This is a genomic window from Peribacillus sp. B65 (assembly GCF_058513295.1).
Map to the genome: position 1 here is coordinate 4,145,863 of NZ_CP195840.1, position 24,904 is coordinate 4,170,766.

Consider the following 24,904-nt stretch of genomic DNA (forward strand, 5'->3'; position numbering starts at 1 on the left):
TTTGCCCATAAATAAGGAGGAGCTTTAACTCCATGCATAAAAAAGCTTTAAAGACATTGGAATTTCATAAAATAAAAGAACAATTAATCTCACACGCATCCTCATCCATAGGAAAAGAGAAGGCAGAGCAATTAATGCCTTCCACGGATTTTGAAGAAGTGTCGAGATGGCAGGAAGAAACAGATGAGTCAGCCAAAATCGTCCGGTTGAAAGGTAACCTGCCATTGGGCGGGATTTTCGATATCCGTCCACATGCAAAAAGGGCACAGATTGGCGGAATGCTCTCGCCGATGGAACTGATGGAACTTGCGAGTACGATTCGTGCCGGCAGGATCCTCAGCCGTTTTTTCGAAGAACTCGCAGAGCAGGAAATTGATGTTCCGCTATTAGCTGAATATATCGATTCCCTTCATCCGTTGATTGATTTGCAACAGGAAATTACGTTTGCAGTAAGCGAACATGGCGAAGTGATGGATTCTGCCAGCGACAAGCTTCGTACCCTAAGAAACCAAATTCGGACGAACGAAAGCCGCGTCAGGGAAAAACTGGAAAGTATGATCCGTTCTTCAAATGCATCAACAATGTTATCCGATGCCATCATCACCATCCGGAATGATCGATTCGTCATCCCGGTAAAACAGGAATACCGCAGTGTATATGGCGGGATCATTCATGATCAATCATCATCAGGGCAGACGTTGTTCATTGAACCGCAAGCAATTGTTCAACTGAATAATGTCCTGCAGGAAACCCGGGTGAAGGAAACGCAGGAAATAGAACGGATATTGGTTGAACTATCGGAAAAAGTCGGTGCGTTCACCCCTGAATTGCTTCATAATGTCAAAGTGCTTGCACAAATCGATTTCCTTGTTGCCAAGGCAAAATATGCAAAAGCGATAAAAGGATCCAAGCCGATTCTGAATAATGAGGGACGCGTGAAATTATTCAAAGCGAAACATCCGCTCATTCCGAGTGATGTTGTCGTAGCCAATGATATTTTTCTTGGTGATGAATTTACGACAATCGTCATCACCGGTCCGAATACAGGAGGGAAGACGGTTACCCTGAAAACGATAGGCCTCTGTACGTTAATGGCCCAGTCGGGTCTGCAAATCCCTGCGCTGGATGGTTCCGAAACGGCTGTGTTTTCTTCTGTTTATGCCGATATTGGCGATGAACAGTCGATTGAACAAAGCTTAAGTACATTCTCCTCGCATATGGTCAACATTGTCGATATCCTTAAGCATGTAGATTATGACAGCCTTGTTTTATTCGATGAGCTTGGAGCGGGAACAGATCCACAGGAAGGTGCCGCTTTGGCGATTTCCATTTTGGATGAAGTGTATAAGCGCGGAGCACGTGTAATTGCAACGACACATTACCCGGAATTAAAAGCGTATGGATATGATCGGGAAGGCGTCATTAATGCAAGCGTCGAATTTAATGTGGAAACTTTGAGTCCCACCTACAAACTTTTGATCGGTGTACCAGGGCGGAGTAATGCTTTTGAAATTTCCAAGCGTCTTGGTTTGGAAGAAAACGTGATAAGCAGCGCCCGCAGTCATATTGGTGAGGACACGAATAAAGTTGAAAATATGATAGCATCCCTTGAGGACAGCCGCAAGAAGGCTGAAGAAGAGGAGCTGGAAGCCAAGAATCACCTGAAAGAGGCGGAAATTCTTCATAAAGACCTTCAAAGGCAAATTGATGAGTACCATGAAGAACGGGATGCGATGGTCGAAAAGGCAGCAAAACAGGCAGCAGCAATCGTTGAAAATGCACAAAAGGAAGCGGAAGCGATCATTGCCGATTTACGTAAACTGCGACTGGAAAAGCATGCCGATGTTAAAGAGCATGAACTGATCGATGCCAAAAAGCGGCTTGAAGAAGCAGCGCCTAAAGTGAAAAAAACGTCAAATAAAGCTGCTAAGCCGCTGGATAAAAGCTTGAAACCTGGAGATGAAGTTAAGGTAGTAAGCTTTGGTCAAAAAGGTCACTTGATTGAGAAGGTCTCAAATAATGAATGGCAGGTTCAGATCGGCATCATGAAGATGAAGGTGAAGGAGTCTGACCTGGAATTCATCAAGAGCACAAAAGTAAAAGAAACAAAGCCGCTTACCACAATCAAAGGCCGCGATTATCATGTTAGCGTGGAACTTGACCTCCGTGGAGAACGCTTTGAAAATGCAATTTCAAGAGTGGAAAAGTACATTGATGATGCTCTTTTGGCCGGTTATTCGAGTGTTTCCATCATTCATGGTAAAGGAACGGGCGCTCTTCGGTCCGGAGTCCAGGAATACTTGAAAAATCACCGCTCTGTCAAAAGGATTCGCTTCGGGGAAGCTGGTGAAGGCGGAACAGGTGTTACGGTGGTGGAATTTAAATAAAGGAAAGCGGTCACTCCGGCTATTTAGCCAAGCCGGGTGGCTAGTTACCATTCGGGAGTTGGACCATGGAGAACATGTGGGAAAATGAATATGTATATATAGCTGCTCGTTACAGTGTCGTTATTTTGTGCATGATTGTTTTTTTAGCCATTTTTGAACTTGTCACAAAGTACAAGAACTGGGAGGAAATCAAACAGGGAAACCTTTCTGTCGCATTGGCAACAGGTGGTAAAATATTTGGGATCGCCTATGTATTCCAACAGTCCATTCTCCATCAGAATTCGCTTCTTACCATGATTGGCTGGGGCGTATACGGATTTGTCCTGCTGTTAATCGGGTATTTCATTTTTGAATTTATGACTCCTGGATTTAAAATAGATGAAGAAATACAAAAAGATAATCGGGCAGTTGGATTCCTATCGATGATCATATCAATCGCATTATCTTTTGTCATCGGCGCCGGAATTTCTTAATGCCCTTCATGAGAGGGAGTAAGCTGTGGAGAAACTTGCAAAAGTATTAATTGTTTGTTGCGGTATCTTTTTTCTGTTTGGAATCATTTATATGACATTCTTCAATTGAAGCGGCCATTGTGCCGCTTCTTTTATTTGAACTCTTACAAAAGTTAGAAATAACATTGGTCAAATAGACTTTACGGCAAAGGAAGAGAAATATGGTTCACTCCAAATTGATACAAAAGATTGAAGCATTATCGCTTAATGCTTTACCGTGCATGCAAACTTATATGAGATGAAACCTTCACTAGAATTGAAGGTGAACTGGTTCTACCCTAATTTGTCTACAGTCTGTAAGGAGTGGATCCACTCCTTTTTTTTCTCTCTTTTAATGTATTTCGTTCCCTGTGGTTGGCATAGGATATATACTGGTCTACTTCTCATCATAAGGTCTTTATACTCTGAAATTCGGCAATTGTAAGAAAATCCCGATTGTATTATAATGATTAAGAGTATTGAGAATATTCAGAAGGAGGGGGCAAATGAGCAATAAGCCATGGCAAGCTATTTATCCGGAACAGATACCCGCTGTTTTGTCGTACGAAGATAAACCTCTTTATTCTTTTTTGAAGGAATCAGCTGAAGAATTCCCTGATAAAGTATCGATTCATTTCCAGGGAAAAGAATTAACTTTCCGGGAAGTGCATGAATCGGCTTTAAAGTTTGCAGCCTATTTAAAAAGTATCGGTCTTCAAAAAGGTGAACGCGTTGCCGTCATGCTTCCAAACTGCCCTCAGGGTGTCATAAGCTTTTTTGGGATTTTGATGGCCGGCGGAGTCGTGGTTCAAACGAATCCAACCTATACGGAACGTGAATTAGAATATCAAATGAAAGATTCCGGAGCGAAAATAATTTTAGCGATGGATATTTTATTTCCCCGTGTCACAGCAGTGGCATCAAGAACGGATATAGAACATATAATTGTAACCGCTATCAAGGAATATTTACCATTCCCGAAAAATCTTATCTATCCTTTTATCCAAAAAAAGCAATACGGCATTGTCATCAATGTGGAGCATGAAGGGAATCATCATTTATTTTCCGAAATCATGAAACGAAAGATCACTGAAGAAGTCACAGTGCCAATCGATGTGGATAATGACCTTGCGCTTTTGCAATATACAGGTGGGACAACAGGCTTTCCCAAAGGGGTCATGCTTACCCATAAGAACATGCTGGCAAATACGAAAATGTGCAATGCATGGCTTTATAAAAATAAGCGCGGTGAGGAAAGGATCCTTGCGATTCTGCCTTTCTTCCATGTATACGGTATGACTACAGTTTTGGTTTTATCCGTCATGGAAGGGAACACCATGATCATCATGCCAAAATTTGATGTCGAAGCGACGCTTAAAACCATTCAAAAACAGAAACCGACCATGTTTCCAGGAGCACCCACGATGTATATTGGCCTCTTGAACCATCCGGATATCGCCAAATATGACCTTTCTTCCATCAATGCCTGTATAAGCGGTTCTGCATCATTGCCCTTAGAGGTCCAGGAGCAGTTTGAGAAAATTACCGGCGGAAAGCTTGTTGAAGGCTATGGGCTTTCAGAAACCTCACCGGTGACACATGCTAATTTCATTTGGGATCAGCCGCGTGTAAAAGGAAGCGTTGGACTGCCTTGGCCAGATACCGACTCGGTGATTCTGTCCCTGGAAAACTTTGAAGAGCTTCCTCCGAATGAAATTGGAGAGATTGCAATAAAAGGACCACAGGTGATGCAAGGATATTGGAATCGTCCGGATGAAACGGAAAAAACCTTTAAAAATGGCTGGCTGCTTACTGGCGATCTGGGTTACATGGATGAGCAGGGGTTCTTTTATGTCGTCGAGAGGAAAAAGGATACAATCATTGCAGGCGGTTTCAATATATATCCACGTGAGGTGGAAGAGGTGCTATACGAGCATGAGGCCATACAGGAAGTGGTTGTGGCAGGCATCCCTGACCCATATCGCGGGGAAACCGTCAAGGCCTATGTCGTACTGAAAAAAAATGCGAGGGTCACAGAAGAGGAATTGAATGAATTTGCCAGAAAGAACCTGGCTTCCTATAAGGTGCCGCGCAGCTATGAATTCAGGGATGAACTTCCAAAAACGACGATAGGAAAGATCCTGAGAAGGGTCCTAATCGAGGAGGAAAAGAAAAAAATATCCGAGGAAAGAAAAGAAGCTTAAACATGCACCCCCCTTTTAACGGAGCAGCGGAAGAGAGCTCCGTGTTTTGCAAAACGGCTGGACAACCTATGGATGGGGACTGTACAATGGACAGAAGTGGAATGTCAGGCCCCTTAGAAGTTTTGCTTGACAGTAAAGGGTCAACATTTTATGATAGAAATATGAATGATGGTTCATTCATTTTCTGAAAGGGGACATCCAGTGAAAAGCAACAGACCTAAGTATAATCAAATTATTGATGCGGCCGTTATCGTCATTGCCCAAAACGGTTACTATCAAGCCCAAGTATCCAAAATCGCCAAGCAGGCAGGGGTAGCGGATGGCACCATATATCTTTATTTTAAAAATAAAGAAGATATCCTAATATCATTATTCCATGAAAAGATGGGCTATTTTGTGGAACAGATCGAAGAAGAGCTAAAAGGAAAGACCACTGCTTCGGATAAACTGCATGTGCTCATCCAAAAACATTTTAAAAACCTTTCAGAAGACGTGAATTTAGCAATTGTCACTCAGTTGGAATTAAGACAGTCGAATAAAGAATTGCGCCTAAGAATTAATGATGTGTTAAGAGGGTATTTAAATTTAATCGATCAAATCATTATAGAAGGAAAAGAAAACGGCGAATTCCTGCCTGATTTAAATAATTTACTTGCCAGGCAGATGATTTTTGGAACGATTGACGAAACAGTGACGACCTGGGTCATGAATGAGCAAAAGTATTCGCTCCCAGACCTTGCACCAGATGTTCACCGCCTTCTGATTGGCGGCTGTGGCCTGAAAAGTTAACGATTTAAATAGAGGATGGCGAGCCATCCTCGAAAGAATCGGTTAATTCTGCTTCCAGCTTTATCGGGAAGTGATACATATTAAATTTTCTAAAAAGTTCGACTAGTATGCCTGGAGGGATTGAAATGGAATATCTTAAGCTTTCTGTCGAAAATCATGTGGCTTTTATAACGATTGATCATGCACCTGCAAATGCACTTTCTTCGGCTATCATCGGAGAGCTGTCACAGGCCTTCGACCAAATTGAGAATGATGACGCCGTACGGGTTGTCCTTCTTCATGGTGAAGGAAGATTCTTCTCTGCAGGAGCAGACATTAAGGAGTTTACGGAAGTGAAAGACGGGAAAGCTTTCGAGAAGCTGACCAAGAACGGGCAATCTGTTTTTGAGAAAATCGAATCTTTCCCAAAACCGGTCATTGCAGCCATCCATGGAGCGGCCCTTGGCGGAGGATTGGAGCTGGCCATGGCCTGTCACATCCGTTTGGTAACCGAAAGGGCTAAACTGGGTTTGCCTGAGCTGCAGTTGGGCTTAATCCCTGGATTTGCTGGGACCCAACGTCTTCCTCGTTATGTGGGCATGGCAAAGGCAGCTGAAATGCTGTTTACAAGTGAACCGATTTCAGGTACCCAAGCTGTACAATGCGGATTGGCGAATCATGCCTTCACGGATGAAGAATTGATTCCGAAAGCTAAAGAACTAGCCAATAAAATTGCCAAGAAAAGCCCGCTTGCTTTAAAGTCGGCCATAGAGTTATTAAATTATTCCAAGCATGATGCCTACCATAAAGGTGTGGAAAGGGAAGCCGCCCTCTTTGGCCAAGCTTTCGATACTGCTGATGCACAAGAAGGAATCGGCGCTTTCATTGAAAAAAGGGAAGCTGTATTCACAGGGAAATGATGATTCGAGTATAAATAACTATTTTTATATATCATGCAGGATTTTGATGAAATCTGTAGAATACAATACTATATATCAATAAAATTCATAATCTTCAAAACTCAAATTATTCGGGAGGTATTATCGTGAACATTTATGTACTGCTGAAAAGAACATTTGATACAGAAGAAAAAATTACTCTATCCAACGGGAAAATTAATGAGGATGGAGCAGAATTCATCATTAATCCATACGATGAGTATGCAGTTGAAGAAGCAATCCAGGTGCGTGATGCACAAGGCGGCGAAGTAACGGTTATTTCCGTCGGAACCGAAGAGGCTGAAAAGCAATTACGTACGGCGCTGGCAATGGGTGCTGACAAAGCCGTATTGATAAATATAGAAGACGATATTGAAAATGGCGACCAATTCACGACTGCCAAAATTATAGGCGAATACTTAAAAGATAAAAATGCCGATTTAATCATTGCAGGGAACGTTGCAATTGATGGCGGTTCTGGTCAAGTGGGACCACGCGTGGCCGAAATTTTAGAAATTCCCTATATTACTACCATTACTAAGCTGGACATCGAAAATGGAAATGTAAGCGTTATCCGTGATGTCGAAGGGGACTCTGAAACGATCGAAGCATCCCTTCCGTTGTTGGTGACGGCTCAGCAAGGGTTAAACGAACCACGTTATCCATCATTGCCGGGAATCATGAAAGCGAAGAAAAAACCGCTTGAAGAATTGGAATTGGATGACCTGGATTTGGAAGAAGAAGATGTTGAGGCAAAAACAAAAACGATTGAAATTTACCTTCCTGCTAAAAAAGAAGCTGGAAAAGTATTAAACGGCGAAATCGGTGATCAAGTAAGCGAACTTGTTCAATTATTACGAAGCGAAGCAAAAGTGATTTAATCGAAACGGTACTTTTTCAAAATAACAACACACGACAAAAAGATAAAATAGTGCACAGGAGGTTTTTATAAATGGCTAGAAAGTTTCTTGTATTGGGCGAAGTTCGTGACGGTTCACTGAGAAATGTATCATTTGAAGCTATCGGTGCGGCTAAACTTGCTGCAGATGGCGGGGAAATAGTAGGTGTCTTGGTTGGTGACAGTGTTCAAGATTTCGGAAATGAATTGATCCAGTATGGGGCAGACCGGGTTGTTGCAGTCGAAAATGATCAATTGAAACAATATACTTCAGATGGTTATGCGCAAAGCTTGCTTGCCGTCATCGATCAGGAAAAACCAGAAGGAATATTCTTTGGACATACGGCCCTAGGAAAAGACCTTGCACCAAAATTGGCTGGAAAGCTTGAATCAGGATTGATCTCTGACGTTACATCCATTGAAGAAGAAGGCGGAAATATCGTTTTCACCCGTCCGATCTATTCCGGTAAGGCATTTGAAAAGAAAATTGTAACAGATGGCGTGATATTCGCGACAATCCGTCCGAACAATATCGAACCATTAGCGAAAGATGAGTCCCGCTCTGGTGATGTTTCTACATTAAGTGTGGATATCAAGGATCTACGTACAATCATTAAAGATGTTGTAAGAAAAGCCAGTGAAGGGGTCGACCTTTCAGAAGCGAAAGTAATCATCGCTGGTGGCCGCGGCGTGAAAAGTGAAGATGGTTTTGAACCATTAAAGGAACTGGCACAAGTTCTTGGCGGAGCGGTAGGAGCTTCCCGCGGAGCATGTGATGCGGATTATTGCGATTACTCTCTGCAAATCGGGCAAACGGGTAAAGTCGTAACACCTGACCTTTATATCGCCTGCGGAATTTCCGGTGCGATCCAGCATTTAGCTGGGATGTCCAACTCCAAGGTTATCGTTGCGATCAATAAAGACCCGGAAGCTAACATATTCAATGTGGCGGATTATGGAATTGTCGGAGACCTTTTCGAAGTCGTTCCGTTATTAACGGAAGAATTCAAAAAACTTAAAGTTAACGCGTAATAGAAATAATACAGATGAGGGGCAAGACATTTGGCATAAGCCGATACATGTCTTGCCCCTTTATTTGGCCTGCATATTTACTCTTTTTTTGGACATCCTACCACTGAAGCAAAATATTAGCATCGATTCGAGCAACAATGATATACTGTTTTTAGTTATTTGAGTAAATTTGAGGAGGAAATATATATGGCAATTATAAATGCAACTGACCAAACGTTCACAACAGATACTAGCGAAGGTGTCGTTCTTGTAGATTTTTGGGCTCCATGGTGCGGACCTTGTAAAATGATCGCTCCTGTTCTTCAAGAGCTTGATACTGAAATTGGCGATACAGCAAAAATCGTAAAAGTGGATGTGGATGAAAACCAAGAAACAGCTGGAAAATTTGGTGTGATGAGCATCCCGACATTAATCGTGCTTAAAGACGGTGAAGTGGTTGATAAGGTTGTTGGTTTCCAACCTAAAGAAGCACTTGCTGAACTTATTTCAAAACACGCGTAATAGTAGGTTAGCTAAAAAAAGCTTCAAGTCTGCGGACTTGAAGCTTTTTTCGCTATCTTGATATATAATAATTGTAAAAAAGGGAGAACAGGAGGCTGAATGCATGAATCAACAAATAAAGAATAAACTTGCCCTTCTTCCCGATCAACCTGGTTGTTATTTAATGAAAGATCGTCAGGGAACGATCATTTATGTAGGCAAAGCGAAAGTGTTGAAAAATCGTGTCCGTTCTTATTTCACGGGATCTCATGACGGAAAAACATTCCGGCTCGTGAATGAAATTGAGGATTTCGAATATATTGTCACCTCTTCCAATATCGAGGCTCTTATTTTAGAGTTGAACTTAATCAAAAAACATGACCCAAAATATAATGTCATGCTAAAGGATGATAAGACGTATCCCTTCATAAAGCTGACTGCGGAACGCCACCCACGTCTAATCATTACGCGAAAAGTCAAAAAAGACAAAGGTAAATATTTCGGTCCTTATCCGAATGCATTTGCAGCTAACGAAACGAAAAAATTGCTCGACCGCATCTATCCCCTTAGAAAATGCAATACTTTACCTGATCGCGTTTGTCTCTACTATCACCTTGGCCAGTGCCTGGCCCCATGTGTATATGATGTAGAGGAACAGGAATATAAAAAAATGGTGGATGATATCAACAGGTTCTTGAACGGCGGGCATACTGAAATAAAAAAAGAACTGACTGAAAAAATGCTGGAGGCATCGGAAGATCTCGATTTCGAGAGGGCCAAGGAGTTCCGTGACAAAATTGCCCATATCGATATTACGATGGAGAAGCAGAAAATGATGACGACAGATTTCATCGACAGGGATGTATTTGGTTTTGCCTATGATAAAGGCTGGATGTGCGTTCAGGTATTTTTTGTCCGGCAGGGTAAATTAATAGAAAGGGATGTTTCACTTTTTCCGGTCTACGATGAACCAGAACAGGAACTTCTTACATTCCTCGGTCAGTTTTACGAGATTACGAACCACTTTAAACCAAAGGAAATCTTGCTGCCTGAATCAGTGGATGCCGAAATGGCCGAAGGGCTGCTTGGTGTCAAAACGATTCACCCGAAACGGGGAGCGAAAAAAGACATGCTTAAATTGGCGAATAAAAATGCCTCCATCGCGCTTCAGGAAAAATTCTCTTTGATTGAAAGGGATGAAGAAAGAACGATCAATGCGGTGGAAAACCTCGGGAAGCAACTGGGTATCTACACCCCGCATCGAATTGAAGCTTTCGATAACTCCAACATCCAGGGAAGTGACCCAGTTTCCGCTTTAGTCGTGTTCATTGATGGAAAGCCGGAAAAAAGGGAGTACCGCAAATATAAGATCAAGACGGTCCAAGGGCCTGATGATTATGAATCGATGCGTGAAGTGGTCAGAAGAAGGTATTCACGGGTATTGAAAGAAGGGCTGCCGCTTCCGGACTTGATCATCATTGATGGCGGAAAGGGACATGTGGAAGCTGTACGGGATATTCTGGAAAATGAATTGGGCCTTGATATTCCACTTTCAGGCCTCATTAAGGATGAAAAGCATAGGACCTCGCAATTGATGATCGGAAATCCGCTTGAAATCGTACCTCTTGATTCACGGAGCCAGGAATTTTACCTATTGCAAAGAATTCAGGATGAAGTGCATCGGTTCGCGATTACATTCCATCGTCAGCTACGCGGGAAAAATGCAGTTCACTCCCAGCTTGATGATATTCCAGGAGTCGGGGAAAAGCGAAGGAAGCAATTATTAAGGCATTTTGGATCATTGAAGAAAATCAAAGAGGCAACCGCCGAGGAAATCATGGAAGCTGGCATGCCAAAAGGGGTAGCAGAGGGAATCGTTAGAAAATTACAAGAATAATCTTGCTACCGATAAATCTCTATGCTATGATTAAAAAGAATTTTTAACTAGACAACTTAAAAGTGCTGATAGAGGTGCGGAATTCAAGAGTAAAAACCTGGAGAAGTATGAGCTTCCATGAAAGGTTTTGAAAGGGGATGACGCCGAAGGAAGACAAGACTCATACCTTGTTTTCCTGGTCCGACATTTAATAAATGGCGGATTGTCAGGGTTTATACCCTGGAGAGCTATCTCACTGTGTTTACAGTATTTAGATATGTGATCACAGCAATGAGATATTTCTCATTGCTTTTTTTATTGCCTAAAAAGGTAGAGAGGGTGCATGAGGATGGCATTAATCGTTCAAAAATTTGGCGGAACATCCGTCGGAAGCGTAGAAAAAATCAAAAATGTTGCCAATCGGGTAATCGAGGAAGCGCAGAATGGAAATGAGGTAGTCGTCGTTGTTTCAGCCATGGGGAAAACCACGGATCAATTGGTTTCCATGGCCCGGGATATTTCCGGAACCCCGAGCAAGAGGGAAATGGATATGCTATTGACTACGGGGGAACAGGTAACGATTTCCCTGTTAACGATGGCATTGATTGAAGAAGGACATGAAGCCATTTCGTATACTGGCTGGCAGGCTGGCATGCAAACGGAATCCGTTCATGGGAATGCCCGGATTTTAAACATCGATGCCACGAGGATCCAAGCTCAGCTTCAGGAGAAGAAAATAGTGGTCGTGGCTGGTTTCCAGGGGAACGATGCAAATGGGGAAATCACTACCTTAGGGCGAGGCGGTTCCGATACGACAGCGGTTGCCATCGCTGCAGCGCTGAATGCGGATAGATGCGATATTTATACGGATGTAACGGGTGTTTTCACAACGGACCCTCGCTACATAAAAGGCGCACGAAAACTCCAATCGATTTCTTATGATGAAATGCTGGAACTTGCCAACTTGGGGGCGGGCGTCCTTCATCCAAGGGCTGTCGAATATGCAAAAAATTATCAAATACCGCTTGAAGTCCGTTCAAGCATGGAGAGAGAATCAGGAACGATCATTGAGGAGGAAGCAACTATGGAAGAAAACTTAATTGTACGCGGGATTGCTTTTGAAGACAGTATTACGAGGGTCACAATATATGGTTTGCCCCAATCACTTGGTGCATTATCCACAATCTTCACAACACTTGCGAAAAACCGGATTAATGTGGACATCATCATTCAAAGCATGACTGCCGAGGATACGACCAATCTATCTTTTTCCACAAAAAGTGAAGATACGGAAGCGGCCTTGATCGTGCTGGAAAATAATAAAGAACAATTGGGATTCGACCGAGTCGAAACGGAGAGCGGATTGGCAAAAGTGTCCATCGTCGGTTCTGGTATGGTATCCAATCCGGGAGTGGCTGCCGAGATGTTTGAAGTGATGGCCAATACAGGCATCCAGGTGAAAATGGTCAGCACATCGGAAATTAAAGTTTCGACTGTCGTCAATGAAAAGGAAATGGTGAAGGCGGTCGAATCTCTTCATGAAGCATTTAAACTAGGTCAGCATGCAAATGTGCTAGCTTAAGTGTCAGGAGTCCAATAAAAAACAGACTTCCGGTAAAAAGGGTAAGTCTGTTTTAAGGGCTCATTAGATTGGATCTCTGGGATCCCATTGGATGGTGAATATCACTTTTTTTGCGCGGCGTTTAATTTCTTCCGTTGATTCGCTGAGGAATTTTTTTTGCAGTGTAAACTGCTCGGCAAGGAAACCGGCTTCAAGTTGGAAGTGACAATCAGGGTGTAAATCCAGGCGGCGGCTGATTATTTCACCCGTCAGGGATAATTCCATCTCGTGTTTCGTATATTTCAAGATTTCCAGATTGCCCCATCCAGCGCTTTGGAAAAATTCAATCACTTCCTGATCGCCATTCAATGGGAATTTTCTTGCTAATTGTTTACCTGCCCAATAGAGGATTTGATTAGAGTCTTTTCCGAGAATATCGTTCAATAGAACTTCTCTGATTAATTCGTATCCGAAAGCTGGAACCAGGAATTCTTCAGTTTGAATTTCTTCAGTTTGAATCTCTTCTTCTATCGCAGCAGCAATATTTTTTTTCATAATTTATCGCCTCTTTCTGTAAATCTATTATAAACGTATTTCTTTTGCAAATTATACTGTTTTTTATTTATTTAAATAACAATTGGAAAAAAATGAGAAATTATATCGAGATATTAATAGTTAAATTAGAAATTTATTCAAAATATCATCTTGACATACAAAAAATAGCTAATTTAATCCAATAAAATCTATTCTGAAAAAGAGATTTCTTGTATCCGTTTTCTTGACGCATATAGAAGTCAGGAGTAAAATGGACATGTCACATAATTGTAAAGGAAGTATAGAGGAGTTTTTTTGACTCTATACTGTATTTTCACGCGGAGATAAAAGGTAGCCACCAGTTTATCTTTGCATGATTTTTCACAAATTAAGGGGGGGCACTTAGTGGCAAAAAATCGTGAGTTTGGGAATCGCAGGCTTCATTCACTTCTAGGAGTAATTCCAATTGGTCTATTCCTAATTTTTCATTTATCGGTAAACTTTATGGCAACAAAAGGAGAAGAGACTTTTAATGGGGCAGTTCATTTAATTGAGTATACGCCCGTGAAGATTCTGGTAGAATGGGTCGTCATCTATCTACCGCTCATTTTCCATGCTGTGTACGGAATTTATATTGCCTTTACAGCAAAAAACAATTTAGGCAGATTTAGTTTCTTCCGTAACTGGATGTTCATGCTACAACGTCTAACTGGAATCATAACGTTGATTTTCCTTGTTTGGCATATATGGGCAACTAGAATTCAAGCAGCTATGGGTGCTGAAGTTAACTTTGACATGATGGCTGAAATTTTCTCTAGTCCATTTATGATTGTGTTCTATATTGTTGGTATTATCTCGGCAATCTTCCACTTTGCTAATGGATTATGGTCATTTGCAGTTAGCTGGGGTCTTACAGTTTCACCAAGATCGCAAAGAATCATGACTTACTTTACATTGATCGTTTTCGTTCTTCTTTCTTATATCGGAATCAGCGCAATTTTCGCTTTCGTATAAGAAGATAGAGTTCATTTATAAGAATTAGGAAAAACATAGCTTGGCTAATGGAAATAAGGGAGTGACAGAATTGGGTAAAGGTAAAATAGTTATCGTTGGTGGAGGTCTAGCTGGATTAATGGCTACGATCAAAGCAGCAGAGCTGGGACAACAGGTTGATTTATTTTCTTTAGTGCCTGTTAAACGCTCTCACTCAGTTTGTGCCCAAGGCGGAATCAACGGGGCAGTAAATACAAAAGGTGAAGGGGATTCTCCATATATCCACTTCGACGATACAGTTTATGGCGGAGATTTCTTGGCTAACCAACCGCCGGTTAAAGCGATGTGCGAAGCAGCACCATCGATCATCCATATGTTTGACCGTATGGGTGTTATGTTCAACCGTACTCCGGAAGGTCTTCTTGATTTCCGTCGTTTCGGTGGTACTCAACATAGCCGTACAGCATTCGCTGGTGCAACAACTGGTCAGCAATTACTTTACGCATTGGACGAGCAGGTTCGCCGTTATGAAGTTGAAGGTCTTGTAACGAAATATGAAGGCTGGGAATTCCTTGGAGCTGTAATCGATGATGAGCAAACAGCACGCGGTATCGTAGCTCAAAACCTGACTTCAATGGAAATCAAATCATTCCCTGGAGACGCAGTCATCATGGCGAGCGGCGGCCCTGGAATCATTTTCGGTAAATCAACTAACTCAATGATCAATACAGGTTCAGCAGCTTCCATCGTTTATCAACAAGGTGTAAATTATGCAAATGGTGAGTTCATTCAAATTCACCCGACAGCAATCCCTGGAGATGACAAACTTCGTCTAATGAGTGAATCCGCTCGTGGTGAAGGTGGACGTATCTGGACATATAAAGACGGAAAACCTTGGTATTTCCTTGAAGAAAAATACCCTGCTTATGGTAATCTAGTACCTCGTGATATCGCGACTCGTGAAATCTTCGACGTCTGCATGAACATGAAGCTTGGCATTAATGGAGAAAACATGGTTTACCTGGATCTATCACATAAAGATCCGAAATTACTTGATATTAAACTTGGCGGAATCATTGAAATCTACGAGAAATTCATGGGTGAAGATCCTCGTAAAGTTCCAATGAAAATTTTCCCTGCCGTTCACTATTCTATGGGCGGACTTTGGGTGGATTATGACCAAATGACAAACATCAAAGGTTTATTCGCTGCAGGTGAGTGTGATTACTCACAACATGGCGGTAACCGTCTTGGTGCTAACTCACTTCTTTCTGCAATCTATGGTGGTTCAGTCGCTGGACCGAACGCCGTTAAATATATTGAAGGCCTTGATAAAACTTCAGAATCCATTCCTTCTTCATTGTATGAAGGGTACGAAAAACAAGAACAAGAGAAATGGAATGAAGTCATGTCTCTTGATGGTAACGAAAATGCGTACGTCCTTCACAAAGAACTTGGTGAGTGGATGACACAGCATGTTACTGTAGTTCGTTACAATGACAAGCTGAAAGAAACGGATAACAAGATTCTTGAACTGATGGAACGTTACAAGAAAATTAACATCAATGACACGGCTAAATGGAGTAACCAAGGAGCTGCATTCACTAGACAGCTGCAAAACATGATGCAATTGGCTCGTGTAATCACAATTGGTGCGTTAAACCGTGACGAAAGCCGCGGAGCGCATTACAAACCTGATTTCCCAGAACGTAATGATGAGGAATTCATGAAAACTACTATGGCAACATTCAAAGGCTTGGATCAAGCACCTGAATTCCATTATGAAGATATTGATGTATCACTGATCGCACCGCGTAAACGTGACTACACTACGAAACACTAAAGAGGGGGAGCAAAAAAATGGTTGAAACTAAATCTGAGACTAAAACAGTCCGTTTTATAATCACTCGTCAAGATACACCGGATTCAGCTCCTTATGATGAGGAATTCGAATTAGCATACCGCCCGAATATGAACGTAATTTCGGCTCTTATGGAAATTCGTCGTAATCCGGTAACTGTACAAGGCAAGCACACTACAGCAATCGCATGGGACATGAACTGTCTTGAAGAGGTATGTGGTGCTTGTTCAATGGTTATCAATGGTAAACCAAGACAATCATGTACAGCTCTTATCGATCAATTGGAGCAGCCAGTTCGTCTAGCTCCAATGCGTACATTCCCTGTTGTTCGTGACCTGCAAGTCGATCGCAGCCGTATGTTCGACTCATTGAAAAAGGTAAAAGCATGGATTCCAATCGATGGAACGTACAATCTTGGACCGGGACCGCGTATGCCAGAAAAGAAACGTCAATGGGCTTACGAGTTATCTAAATGTATGACTTGCGGTGTTTGTTTGGAAGCTTGTCCGAACGTAAACAGCAATTCAGACTTCATGGGGCCACAACCATTATCACAAGTTCGGTTGTTCAACGCACATCCAACAGGTGCAATGAACAAAGCTGAACGTTTAAATACAATCATGGGTGATGGAGGACTTGCAAACTGCGGTAACTCACAAAACTGTGTGCAGTCTTGCCCTAAAGGCATTCCATTAACTACTTCGATTGCAGCGTTGAACCGTGATACTACGATCCAACAATTCCGTAACTTCTTCGGCAGCGATGAAGTTTAATAATGAACATGAAAGAACCTATATCTTTTGATATGGGTTCTTTTTTTATCGATTGATAGCTTGGATTGATGTGTAAAATGATTTGTGGCACCCGCAAATGCTGAATGACTAAATTAATGAAGTGAGAATGATAAAATTAAACATCTTCCAATATAAAATACTTTTCATTATGGCTTTTTTCTTATAAAATGAGTGAATAGTCATTCATTTCAGAAAGGGTGTGCACAAGTTGGGCAAAATATCATATATCGATAATATAACGGAGTGGATCAATGATTTTTCCTTTAAACATGAGATTAAGGTCCGCTTTTCAGAAACTGATATGTTTGGGCACATGAATAACACGATTCCTTTTACTTATTTTGAGGAAGCACGGATTGAGTATTTCAATAGCATGGGATTCATGTCGGATTGGACCTCTGCTGAATGCGGTGAGATGCCGGTTGTTGCTAACTTACAGTGTGATTACCTGAAGCAGGTTTTTTTCAATGATCGATTGACGATCCATGTGAAAGCTGACCATATCGGAAATTCTTCAGTGGACATACATTATATGGGGACCAAACAGGATGGATCAATTTGTTTAACGGGCAGGGGGACGATTGTGCAAGTCTCCAAGGCCACCGGAAAGCCGATACCTTGGACGGAAGAGATGAAGCACTCGATGTGGCAAACTGTGCTGGAACATTCCTAAAAATATTTCCATTTAGACAAGTAAAATAGTCACTCCATTGCCCCAGCCGACATACTATATCTTGACTAAATAGACACCCACTCCGGGTTTTATGCTGGTGAAGGCAAGGAGGGTAACATTACTTGAAGGAGAACGAATTCACTCATAAGCCACTACTCACCAAAAGAGAAAAAGAAGTATTTGAGTTACTAGTACAAGACAAAACAACAAAAGAAATCGCAGGTGAATTGTTTATTAGCGAAAAAACAGTTCGAAACCATATTTCGAATGCGATGCAGAAGCTTGGAGTTAAAGGACGTTCGCAGGCAGTCATAGAACTCCTTCGTATGGGAGAACTTAAGCTTTAATGTGTTAACTCTTAATACGTAAGCCTAATAAATATTTTCTCTCCCGTTCATTGGCAGCATATAAGGAAGGGCAAAACAATTTGGTTGTTTTGACTTCTTTGGATGCTGCTTATTTTTATGAGAGCGTTTCATTATGATTCCAGGTAATCAATCTTGAAAATCATTTCACTTTCATCCAAAATGGTAGTATGATAAGTTTCATGAAGTGGGGAGCTGTGTGTATGGATGAAGAGAAGCAGGCGGCATATGTAGCCGATATCGAGAGGGAATTGCGCTATGTATCGTCATGGCTTAAACAAAGGGGAAGAGAAATTCTCCATGATTATAAAATTACCATTCCTCAATTCGTGGCTTTGCAATGGCTTTTTGAATCAGGTGACATGACGATTGGCGAATTGTCCACGAAGATGTTTCTCGCCTTCAGCACAACGACGGATCTGATTGACCGCATGGAGAAACATCAGCTTGTCCAGCGTGTCAGGGATGAAAAGGACCGGCGTGTGGTTCGAATTCACCTTCTTGAAGAAGGTGAACGGATAATCGAAGAAGTGATTAATAAGCGGCAGCAGTACTTGAGTGGCGTGTTAGTCAATTTTAACGAATCTGACATCATGTCCCTCAAAGGGATTCTAGTAAAACTACATCAAGAAATGAAAGAAAAATGAGGCGAGTTTTTTGAAACAACCGATAGGCATCATTGATTCAGGGGTAGGCGGTTTGACAGTAGCTAAAGAAGTCATGCGTCAGCTTCCAAATGAAAATATAATTTACTTAGGTGATACAGCAAGATGCCCTTATGGGCCGAGGACCAAAAAAGATGTCCAAACCTTTACATGGCAAATGACGAGGTTTTTGATGAAGAAGGAAATAAAAATGCTGATCATCGCCTGCAATACAGCGACTGCAGCTGTACTGGATGAAATCAGGGCAACACTTCCGATTCCGGTGTTGGGTGTCATCCATCCAGGGGCAAGGGCGGCATTGAAAGTTTCTGATTCCTTGCATATTGGCGTGATTGGTACGGAAGGCACGGTGAAAAGCAAAGCATATGACGACGCGCTTGCCTCCATCAATTCCGATGTGAAAGTAGATAGTTTAGCATGCCCGAAATTTGTCCCAATCGTAGAAAGCGGGGAGTTTGAAGGGGGTATCGTCAATAGGGTCGTGGCACAAACCTTGAACCCGTTGAAGAAAACGAAGATCGATACATTGATCCTTGGATGTACCCATTATCCACTGCTGGGGCCTGTAATCTCTTCCTATATGGGGGATGAAGTACAAGTCATTTCCTCTGGGGAAGAAACCGCCCGTGAGGCAAGTGTCATTTTGGATTACTATAAATTAATCAATAAAAGCAAGCTCCGCCCAGTTCATCGCTTTTATACAACCGGTTCCAGAGACATGTTTGGTTCCATCGCGTCGAGCTGGCTCGGTATTCATGTCAATACCATTGAAACAATTAAAATCGATCACTTATAAGACTTCCATTTGGAAGTCTTTTTTTCTTGTCTTGAACAGACGGTGTTAGTATCGATACGGTGATTATGAGACATATGACAGATTCATATTTTGGAACAAGAATTTCCCTATCAACATAAAGCCTGCTTTCAAGAAGTGCGAAAGGGTTATGGATGAAGATGTAGGTGATTTCATCGGAAGACAGAAAGAAGGTTCAAGGATCTGGCTTGTCGGCAGTGCAGAATTAGTGAGTGATTTCATAAGGGAAACGCAGGTGGATGAAATGATTCTGTCCATCATTCCGGTTATATTGGGGAATCGGATTCGATTGTTCCATTCAGGTAGTCCCGAAATCCCAGTGAAGCTGACAAACGGGCAAATTGCCCAGCCCCATTATCAAAGAGAAATATAATTGGTCTATTTTCCCCTAGGGCTCGTATAAATAGGAGTACAAACTGTCCTAGGAGTGATTTTATGTCCAATAAATCAAAAGTAACAATGGCTGTGACCATTCTGGCATCTTCTTTTTGGCTTTCAGGCTGCGGATTATTTGGCGGTGAAGAGAAAAAGGAAATAGATCCGCCAAAGGATGTTTCATTAGTCGAGGATGAATCTTCATTAAAAGAAACAGAAATGAATGGTGAGGAAAAGCCCGCGACTGATGGAGAAGAGGGCGCTGTTGAAACGAAAACAGTGAAGACGGAGTTATATTTAATTGATAAAAGCGGGTATGTGGTTCCACAAACATTGGAACTTCCTAAATCGGAAGCTGTCGCCAAACAGGCCCTTGATTACCTTGTCACTAACGGACCTGTCACGGATAAACTTCCGAATGGATTCAGGGCCGTCATTCCTGCCGATACCCAAATAAGCGTGAACATTAAAGACGGAGTGGCTGTGGCGGACTTTTCGCCGGAGTTCAAAAATTATCAAAAAGAGGATGAACTTAAAATCCTCCAAGCCATTACATGGACACTGACACAATTCGACTCGGTCGAGAAAATCCAAATGAGAATTAATGGGGAAGATATATCCGAAATGCCTGTCAATGGCACACCGATAGATGAGAATGTCTCAAGGTCGTCAGGAATCAATATCGATACGAGTGACGTAGTCGACATTTCCAATACCAAATCACTGACCGTTTATTATGTAGGCGGTGACGAGGAGTACACCTATTATGTTCCGGTGACACGCAGGATCAGCGAAACGGTGTCTGATAATGTAACAGCGGTCATTCAGGAATTAACGAAGAGTCCTTCAGGTTCAAGCCTGCAAACAGGGTTCATGAGTGATGTAGCTTTACTTGACGAGCCTAAAGTCGCAGAAGGTAAGGTCAGCCTCAATTTTAATGAAAATATCCTTGGAAGCTTTAAAGAGAAAAAGGTATCACAAGAAGTCCTTGATGCCTTGGTCCTTTCCTTAACGGAACAGAAAGGAATTGAAAGCGTTGAAGTGCAAGTGCAGGGCAGCGCAGATGTTCTTAATGAAGAAGGCAAGAAATTATCCGAACCAGTGGTCCGTCCAGAGAAAGTCAACACAGGTAGTTTTTAAAGAGCAATTTATATCTGGAAATCACAATGAGGCAGCCTGCAGCTGCCTCTATTTTTTATTCCACAATTGAATTACCACGCTGTTATTGCACCTGTTGTATACATTGTTTTTAGTTGAATACTAATACCGCCGCCAAGCATTTCTAGTATCAAGAGAAAGTTTTTACATAAATAAATTTTTAAAAGGGGAAATTACTTTTAATCGTGTAATTAATGGGGGGATATTATGGATCAAAAGATCATTCAGGCTTTACACATCTATGTTTTAATCATCATGAATACAGGATTCATGGTACATGTCCTACTCCTTCCCAATATATTGACCGCATCTCAACGCGACGCATGGATAAGTGTCATAATAAGTGTTGTTCCATGTATCGTTTGGACCCTATTTATTTTTTATATTTATAAAAAACTAGATAAAGAAGATATAATCGCTTTTCTAAAAAAATGGTCTACACCTTTTGTTACATATATTTTCACAATAGCATTTGGGTTGTACTTTATATTTAACGCCTTCATTACCGTCAAGTTTACAGTGATTTGGGCAAAAGCTAATTATACTCATGACATACCGAACATTGTAGTCGTTAGCCTATTCACTTTTATTTGTATTTTTGCAACTTATAAAGGAATACGCACCATAAGTACTTTGGCTCTCCTGTTTCTTCCGTTCGTCACTTTTTTTGGGATATTTGTGGGGCTGGGGAATACGAGTAATAAGAATTACGAATTATTGTTCCCGATATTTGAAAGCGGGTATCGCAATACTCTAAATGGTATTTTGTATACGAGTGCAGGATATTTAGAAATTATCGTTTTTTTATTTTTGACTCCTTACCTGAAAGATAAGCTAAAAGCCAAGTGGCTTTTATTAGTTAGTGTAATTTTAATCATGCTTACGTTAGGACCCCTGATGGGGGCGATTGCAGAATTTGGTTCCGTGGAAGCAGTGAAAATGAGGAATCCAGCTTATGAACAGTGGAAGCTGTTAAGGTTTGGCTATTATATTACTCGACTCGATTTCCTGTCCATTTTCCAATGGCTTTCAGGTGCCATGATTCGAATAAGTTTATGTTTATTTATAGGATATAAATTAATCTCAAATTCAAAACATCAGAAGTGGATACTGCTCTCACTATATTCATTAATTGTTATTGGAACGCTAATCCATTGGGATGCCACTTCATTTTTTTATTTTATATACAAATATTTCTTTCCGATCAGTAGTCTGTTTCTCTTGAGTGCTGCAATTATACTGTTATTCCTTATTATAAAAAAGGGAAAAGGAAAAGGTGAAACATTATGAGGAAGGGAAAATTGAATGGAACTCCTTCTTGCATTGACCAAATCCAAAAATGGTTCGAACATTCCTCTGATGTTGTTTTAAGAAAAAAAACATTTGATCCTGAAGGTCGTTATTTGTTGGGGTTTTTATATGCGCCAAACTTAGTCGATATGCAATTTATCAATGAAGTGATACTGCCTACAATATCAAAAGCGGTTCAAGAAAATGGGGAATTAACAATTGATCAATTAAGCAATATTATGGAGATCAGTACGCTAAAAAAAGACGCCGATTTAAAAGAGGAAGTAGAAAGCATTCTATTTTCAGGAGACCTAATCATTATTAATGAATCTTCTAATGAAATTTACTATACTCCATTAGCTAATTCCCCTAAGCGTAGTCCGGAAGAGTCCAATATAGAATCTTCCATTCGCGGACCTAGAGATGGATTTATTGAGAATATATCGGATAACATGTCTTTAATTCGCCAAAGGTTAAAAACGTCAACACTTAAATGCATTGAATATACAATCGGGAAAAGAAGTAAAACCAAAATATTGTTACTTTATATAGATGACATTATTAATCCTTCGATTCTTTTGGATATTAAAAAACGATTGGATTCATTAAATGTTGATATCATAGTCAGCAGTTACCAAGTTGAAGAACTCCTATATGATACTCAACTTTCCATCTTCCCTTTAATGGATTATATCGGTCGACCGGACTATGTTGTTGAATCCTTGAATCAAGGACGCTTTGCCATCCTGGTGGACGGGAATCCCACATGCTTAATCGGACCGACCAGTATTAATCAGTTACTTTATTCTGCTGATGACGCACATGCAAGCTTTTTTTACATTAGTTTTATGCACATCATTCGTGTAGTCGCCTTATTTGTAACGGTTGCGTTACCGGGTTTTTTTATAGCGTTAGTTTCCTATCAATTCGACCAAATTCCCTTTTCGCTTCTTGCGACGATTTCAATCACGAGACAAGGATTACCGATACCTGCTTCTTTAGAGGCATTCATGATGATCATATTGTTTGAACTATTTAAAGAAGCTGGTCTTCGCCTGCCAAAAGCTGTAGGTCCGACGGTTTCTGTGTTGGGTGGATTGATTATAGGTGATGCAGCGATTCGGGCAGGGCTGACTTCACCCTCCATGTTAGTAGTAATAGCTGTTACAGTTCTCTCAAGCTATACCTTAATCAATCAGAATATTGCTGGAAATATCGTTCTTATAAGGTTATTCATATTTGCTTGTTCAGCGTTTTTAGGCTTGTTTGGATTCTTCATGGGAATATTCCTTATCTTGATTGTTGTGGTTTCCTTGGAAAGTTTCGGACAGCCTTTTGTGAATCCATTTTCCAAACCAAGTAAATCGGATATGTTAAAAGTCTTATTCAAGCTTCCGTATGGGATGTTAAGGCAGCGGAATCAAGCTATACAGTCCAGTGATAATGAACCGCAAAAGGAGTCGAACAAATGAGAAAGCTAATTGCAGTCATGGTTATTGGCTGTCAACTTTTATTGACGACAGGATGCTGGGGAATGAAGGAAATTCAAGCTCAAACATATGGATCCGCTCTAGGGATCGATTATAAAGAGGGTGAATTCATCTTATACTTTCAAGCGTTGAATTTTGCGGATATAGCAAAACAAGAGGGGGCCACTGCATTACAAGAAAGATCTACTGTTGTCATTGGGGAAGGTAAAGGGGAAAGTATCGAGGAAGCATTTACCGAATTAGAACAACATGCCGCATTACCGCTTTATATCGGGCATATTAACTCCTTCATTTTAAGTGAGAATGTAATCAAGAATAAAATGAAGGATTTCATTGAATATGTAGGAAAAGAGCCCTTATTGCGATACAATTCATGGCTGTTCGTTACGAACAAGGATATTAAAAAGGTGTTTGACAGTGATAGTTTCTTTAATCTTCCTAACTTATTCACGATCATTCAAAGGCCAGAGACCGTTATTAACGAGAACTATTTCATTTCCCCGTTAAAATTCAGTGAACTGGTTTCGAAGTTTTATCAACCGGTTGGTTCCATTTTAATTCCCTCTTTGGTCATAAATGAGCATCATTACTCAGAGGGCGGGAAAGAAAAGAAGATACCAACGTTGAATGGCGGCTATGTTTTATCAAAACAACAATATAAAGGGTACGTAAGTAAACAAGATTTGATAGGTTTAAAATGGGTTGAAAACAAGGCGACAGTAATGTTTTTTTCCCTGAACAAACAAAAGGTAAGTGTTGAAATCATGGACCCTAAAACAAACATCATAGTATTGGAACAACAAAAGAAACCCTTATATGACTTAGAGGTTAGAGCAAATGGAATATTGAAACAAAATATAGCTAACTTGGATATGGAAAAAATCGAAAAAAAGGTAGAAACAAAAGTTAAGCATGATATTTTGAAGACATTGGAGACGGGGGAGAAAATCAATACAGACCTATTTAACATAAGTGAAAAGGCATACAGATACCATGTCAATAAGTGGGATAACAGAATTATTAATTCCTTTGATAAGACTTCAATAAATAACATAAAAGTTAATATCCATATTGAACATAGTGAAAATTACAAACGTTAGTTTATAAGTTTCAGGTTATTTCAGATGAGGGAGTTGTGTTAGACTTAACTTATCTGGAAAATTCAGCGGCCGTTATTGATCATGGAAGGCAGCGCTGAATTCGTCCGTTTGGCACTGGAGAATAAGCGGCTTAACATTAATGAGTACAGCAAATTCT

General features: G+C 40.9%; 23 protein-coding genes and 1 riboswitch. Of the genes, 22 read left to right on the forward strand and 1 reads right to left on the reverse strand.

The annotated features are described in order from the left end of the window. Nucleotides 1-32 precede the first annotated feature (32 nt). From ACSR9O_RS20180 to ACSR9O_RS20225, 10 genes are all read left to right on the forward strand, one after another. Complete coding sequence (locus tag ACSR9O_RS20180; RefSeq protein ID WP_491724972.1) at nucleotides 33-2,387, forward strand: endonuclease MutS2; 2,355 nt, start codon at nucleotides 33-35, stop codon at nucleotides 2,385-2,387. A 65-nt stretch (nucleotides 2,388-2,452) separates the two neighbouring features. Continuing rightward, entirely contained in the window at nucleotides 2,453-2,860 is a 408-nt protein-coding gene (locus ACSR9O_RS20185; RefSeq protein WP_034309012.1) for a DUF350 domain-containing protein, read from the forward strand. A 524-nt stretch (nucleotides 2,861-3,384) separates the two neighbouring features. Next, nucleotides 3,385-5,082 (forward strand): long-chain-fatty-acid--CoA ligase, encoded by a 1,698-nt coding sequence (locus ACSR9O_RS20190; RefSeq protein WP_491724973.1) that lies wholly within the window; start codon nucleotides 3,385-3,387, stop codon nucleotides 5,080-5,082. A 201-nt stretch (nucleotides 5,083-5,283) separates the two neighbouring features. Then, nucleotides 5,284-5,871, forward strand: coding sequence for a fatty acid metabolism transcriptional regulator FadR (gene fadR, locus ACSR9O_RS20195; RefSeq protein ID WP_101222845.1), 588 nt, complete (start codon nucleotides 5,284-5,286; stop codon nucleotides 5,869-5,871). Nucleotides 5,872-5,996: 125 nt separating this feature from the next. Further along, nucleotides 5,997-6,770: an enoyl-CoA hydratase gene (locus tag ACSR9O_RS20200; RefSeq protein ID WP_427571797.1), complete on the forward strand. Its 774-nt coding sequence runs from the start codon at nucleotides 5,997-5,999 to the stop codon at nucleotides 6,768-6,770. A 125-nt stretch (nucleotides 6,771-6,895) separates the two neighbouring features. After that, nucleotides 6,896-7,669 carry an electron transfer flavoprotein subunit beta/FixA family protein gene (locus ACSR9O_RS20205; RefSeq protein WP_101222842.1) on the forward strand — a complete coding sequence of 258 codons (774 nt, stop codon included), beginning with the start codon at nucleotides 6,896-6,898 and terminating at the stop codon, nucleotides 7,667-7,669. Between the two features lie 71 nt (nucleotides 7,670-7,740). Beyond that, nucleotides 7,741-8,718: an electron transfer flavoprotein subunit alpha/FixB family protein gene (locus ACSR9O_RS20210; protein ID WP_491724974.1), complete on the forward strand. Its 978-nt coding sequence runs from the start codon at nucleotides 7,741-7,743 to the stop codon at nucleotides 8,716-8,718. 186 nt (nucleotides 8,719-8,904) lie between these two features. Then, a complete protein-coding gene (trxA, locus tag ACSR9O_RS20215; RefSeq protein WP_101222840.1) occupies nucleotides 8,905-9,219 on the forward strand; it encodes a thioredoxin in 315 nt (104 codons plus the stop codon). Nucleotides 9,220-9,322: 103 nt separating this feature from the next. After that, nucleotides 9,323-11,095 (forward strand): excinuclease ABC subunit UvrC, encoded by a 1,773-nt coding sequence (gene uvrC, locus ACSR9O_RS20220; protein WP_230176777.1) that lies wholly within the window; start codon nucleotides 9,323-9,325, stop codon nucleotides 11,093-11,095. A gap of 61 nt (nucleotides 11,096-11,156) precedes the next feature. Further along, a riboswitch (Lysine riboswitch) is annotated at nucleotides 11,157-11,333 on the forward strand. Nucleotides 11,334-11,423: 90 nt separating this feature from the next. Next, nucleotides 11,424-12,656 carry an aspartate kinase gene (locus tag ACSR9O_RS20225; RefSeq protein WP_101222838.1) on the forward strand — a complete coding sequence of 411 codons (1,233 nt, stop codon included), beginning with the start codon at nucleotides 11,424-11,426 and terminating at the stop codon, nucleotides 12,654-12,656. A gap of 63 nt (nucleotides 12,657-12,719) precedes the next feature. Here the strand turns inward: ACSR9O_RS20225 and ACSR9O_RS20230 are convergent, their stop codons facing one another. Beyond that, entirely contained in the window at nucleotides 12,720-13,190 is a 471-nt protein-coding gene (locus ACSR9O_RS20230; protein ID WP_101222837.1) for a YslB family protein, read from the reverse strand. Nucleotides 13,191-13,574: 384 nt separating this feature from the next. Here ACSR9O_RS20230 and ACSR9O_RS20235 point away from each other — a divergent pair, with 384 nt between their 5' ends. From ACSR9O_RS20235 to ACSR9O_RS20290, 12 genes are all read left to right on the forward strand, one after another. Then, nucleotides 13,575-14,183, forward strand: a complete 609-nt coding sequence (locus ACSR9O_RS20235; protein ID WP_034308986.1) for a succinate dehydrogenase cytochrome b558 subunit — start codon at nucleotides 13,575-13,577, stop codon at nucleotides 14,181-14,183. A gap of 70 nt (nucleotides 14,184-14,253) precedes the next feature. Next, nucleotides 14,254-16,005 (forward strand): succinate dehydrogenase flavoprotein subunit, encoded by a 1,752-nt coding sequence (gene sdhA, locus ACSR9O_RS20240; protein ID WP_095390769.1) that lies wholly within the window; start codon nucleotides 14,254-14,256, stop codon nucleotides 16,003-16,005. Nucleotides 16,006-16,022: 17 nt separating this feature from the next. Next, nucleotides 16,023-16,796, forward strand: a complete 774-nt coding sequence (gene sdhB / locus ACSR9O_RS20245) for a succinate dehydrogenase iron-sulfur subunit (RefSeq protein ID WP_048689018.1) — start codon at nucleotides 16,023-16,025, stop codon at nucleotides 16,794-16,796. Nucleotides 16,797-17,025: 229 nt separating this feature from the next. After that, complete coding sequence (locus ACSR9O_RS20250) at nucleotides 17,026-17,490, forward strand: acyl-CoA thioesterase (protein WP_230176778.1); 465 nt, start codon at nucleotides 17,026-17,028, stop codon at nucleotides 17,488-17,490. Between the two features lie 122 nt (nucleotides 17,491-17,612). After that, the gene (locus ACSR9O_RS20255; protein WP_028392149.1) at nucleotides 17,613-17,837 is read left to right on the forward strand and encodes a helix-turn-helix domain-containing protein; all 225 of its coding nucleotides are present in this window, start codon (nucleotides 17,613-17,615) and stop codon (nucleotides 17,835-17,837) included. A gap of 221 nt (nucleotides 17,838-18,058) precedes the next feature. Continuing rightward, entirely contained in the window at nucleotides 18,059-18,502 is a 444-nt protein-coding gene (locus ACSR9O_RS20260) for a MarR family winged helix-turn-helix transcriptional regulator (protein ID WP_101222835.1), read from the forward strand. Between the two features lie 10 nt (nucleotides 18,503-18,512). Then, nucleotides 18,513-19,316 (forward strand): glutamate racemase, encoded by an 804-nt coding sequence (gene racE, locus ACSR9O_RS20265; protein ID WP_101222834.1) that lies wholly within the window; start codon nucleotides 18,513-18,515, stop codon nucleotides 19,314-19,316. A 148-nt stretch (nucleotides 19,317-19,464) separates the two neighbouring features. Continuing rightward, the gene (locus ACSR9O_RS20270) at nucleotides 19,465-19,707 is read left to right on the forward strand and encodes a dihydrofolate reductase family protein (RefSeq protein WP_491724975.1); all 243 of its coding nucleotides are present in this window, start codon (nucleotides 19,465-19,467) and stop codon (nucleotides 19,705-19,707) included. A 62-nt stretch (nucleotides 19,708-19,769) separates the two neighbouring features. Beyond that, a complete protein-coding gene (locus ACSR9O_RS20275) occupies nucleotides 19,770-20,849 on the forward strand; it encodes a GerMN domain-containing protein (protein WP_101222832.1) in 1,080 nt (359 codons plus the stop codon). A gap of 225 nt (nucleotides 20,850-21,074) precedes the next feature. After that, a complete protein-coding gene (locus ACSR9O_RS20280) occupies nucleotides 21,075-22,157 on the forward strand; it encodes a GerAB/ArcD/ProY family transporter (RefSeq protein ID WP_101222831.1) in 1,083 nt (360 codons plus the stop codon). Continuing rightward, nucleotides 22,154-23,629, forward strand: coding sequence for a spore germination protein (locus ACSR9O_RS20285; protein ID WP_491724976.1), 1,476 nt, complete (start codon nucleotides 22,154-22,156; stop codon nucleotides 23,627-23,629). The genes ACSR9O_RS20280 and ACSR9O_RS20285 overlap by 4 nt, the downstream gene beginning before the upstream one ends. After that, nucleotides 23,626-24,747 carry a Ger(x)C family spore germination protein gene (locus tag ACSR9O_RS20290; protein WP_230176781.1) on the forward strand — a complete coding sequence of 374 codons (1,122 nt, stop codon included), beginning with the start codon at nucleotides 23,626-23,628 and terminating at the stop codon, nucleotides 24,745-24,747. The genes ACSR9O_RS20285 and ACSR9O_RS20290 overlap by 4 nt, the downstream gene beginning before the upstream one ends. The last annotated feature ends 157 nt before the right edge of the window (nucleotides 24,748-24,904 follow it).

What these genes read in the sequence shown, in the direction of transcription:
- ACSR9O_RS20270 (WP_491724975.1), top strand. Translation starts at nt 19,465, where the DNA reads ATGGATGAAGATGTAGGTGATTTCATCGGAAGACAGAAAGAAGGTTCA.
- ACSR9O_RS20190 (WP_491724973.1), top strand. Translation starts at nt 3,385, where the DNA reads ATGAGCAATAAGCCATGGCAAGCTATTTATCCGGAACAGATACCCGCT.
- ACSR9O_RS20285 (WP_491724976.1), top strand. Translation starts at nt 22,154, where the DNA reads ATGAGGAAGGGAAAATTGAATGGAACTCCTTCTTGCATTGACCAAATC.
- ACSR9O_RS20180 (WP_491724972.1), top strand. Translation starts at nt 33, where the DNA reads ATGCATAAAAAAGCTTTAAAGACATTGGAATTTCATAAAATAAAAGAA.
- ACSR9O_RS20200 (WP_427571797.1), top strand. Translation starts at nt 5,997, where the DNA reads ATGGAATATCTTAAGCTTTCTGTCGAAAATCATGTGGCTTTTATAACG.
- ACSR9O_RS20225 (WP_101222838.1), top strand. Translation starts at nt 11,424, where the DNA reads ATGGCATTAATCGTTCAAAAATTTGGCGGAACATCCGTCGGAAGCGTA.
- ACSR9O_RS20210 (WP_491724974.1), top strand. Translation starts at nt 7,741, where the DNA reads ATGGCTAGAAAGTTTCTTGTATTGGGCGAAGTTCGTGACGGTTCACTG.
- ACSR9O_RS20260 (WP_101222835.1), top strand. Translation starts at nt 18,059, where the DNA reads ATGGATGAAGAGAAGCAGGCGGCATATGTAGCCGATATCGAGAGGGAA.
- ACSR9O_RS20275 (WP_101222832.1), top strand. Translation starts at nt 19,770, where the DNA reads ATGTCCAATAAATCAAAAGTAACAATGGCTGTGACCATTCTGGCATCT.
- ACSR9O_RS20230 (WP_101222837.1), bottom strand. Translation starts at nt 13,190, where the DNA reads ATGAAAAAAAATATTGCTGCTGCGATAGAAGAAGAGATTCAAACTGAA.
- trxA (WP_101222840.1), top strand. Translation starts at nt 8,905, where the DNA reads ATGGCAATTATAAATGCAACTGACCAAACGTTCACAACAGATACTAGC.
- sdhB (WP_048689018.1), top strand. Translation starts at nt 16,023, where the DNA reads ATGGTTGAAACTAAATCTGAGACTAAAACAGTCCGTTTTATAATCACT.
- uvrC (WP_230176777.1), top strand. Translation starts at nt 9,323, where the DNA reads ATGAATCAACAAATAAAGAATAAACTTGCCCTTCTTCCCGATCAACCT.
- ACSR9O_RS20290 (WP_230176781.1), top strand. Translation starts at nt 23,626, where the DNA reads ATGAGAAAGCTAATTGCAGTCATGGTTATTGGCTGTCAACTTTTATTG.
- ACSR9O_RS20280 (WP_101222831.1), top strand. Translation starts at nt 21,075, where the DNA reads ATGGATCAAAAGATCATTCAGGCTTTACACATCTATGTTTTAATCATC.
- ACSR9O_RS20185 (WP_034309012.1), top strand. Translation starts at nt 2,453, where the DNA reads ATGGAGAACATGTGGGAAAATGAATATGTATATATAGCTGCTCGTTAC.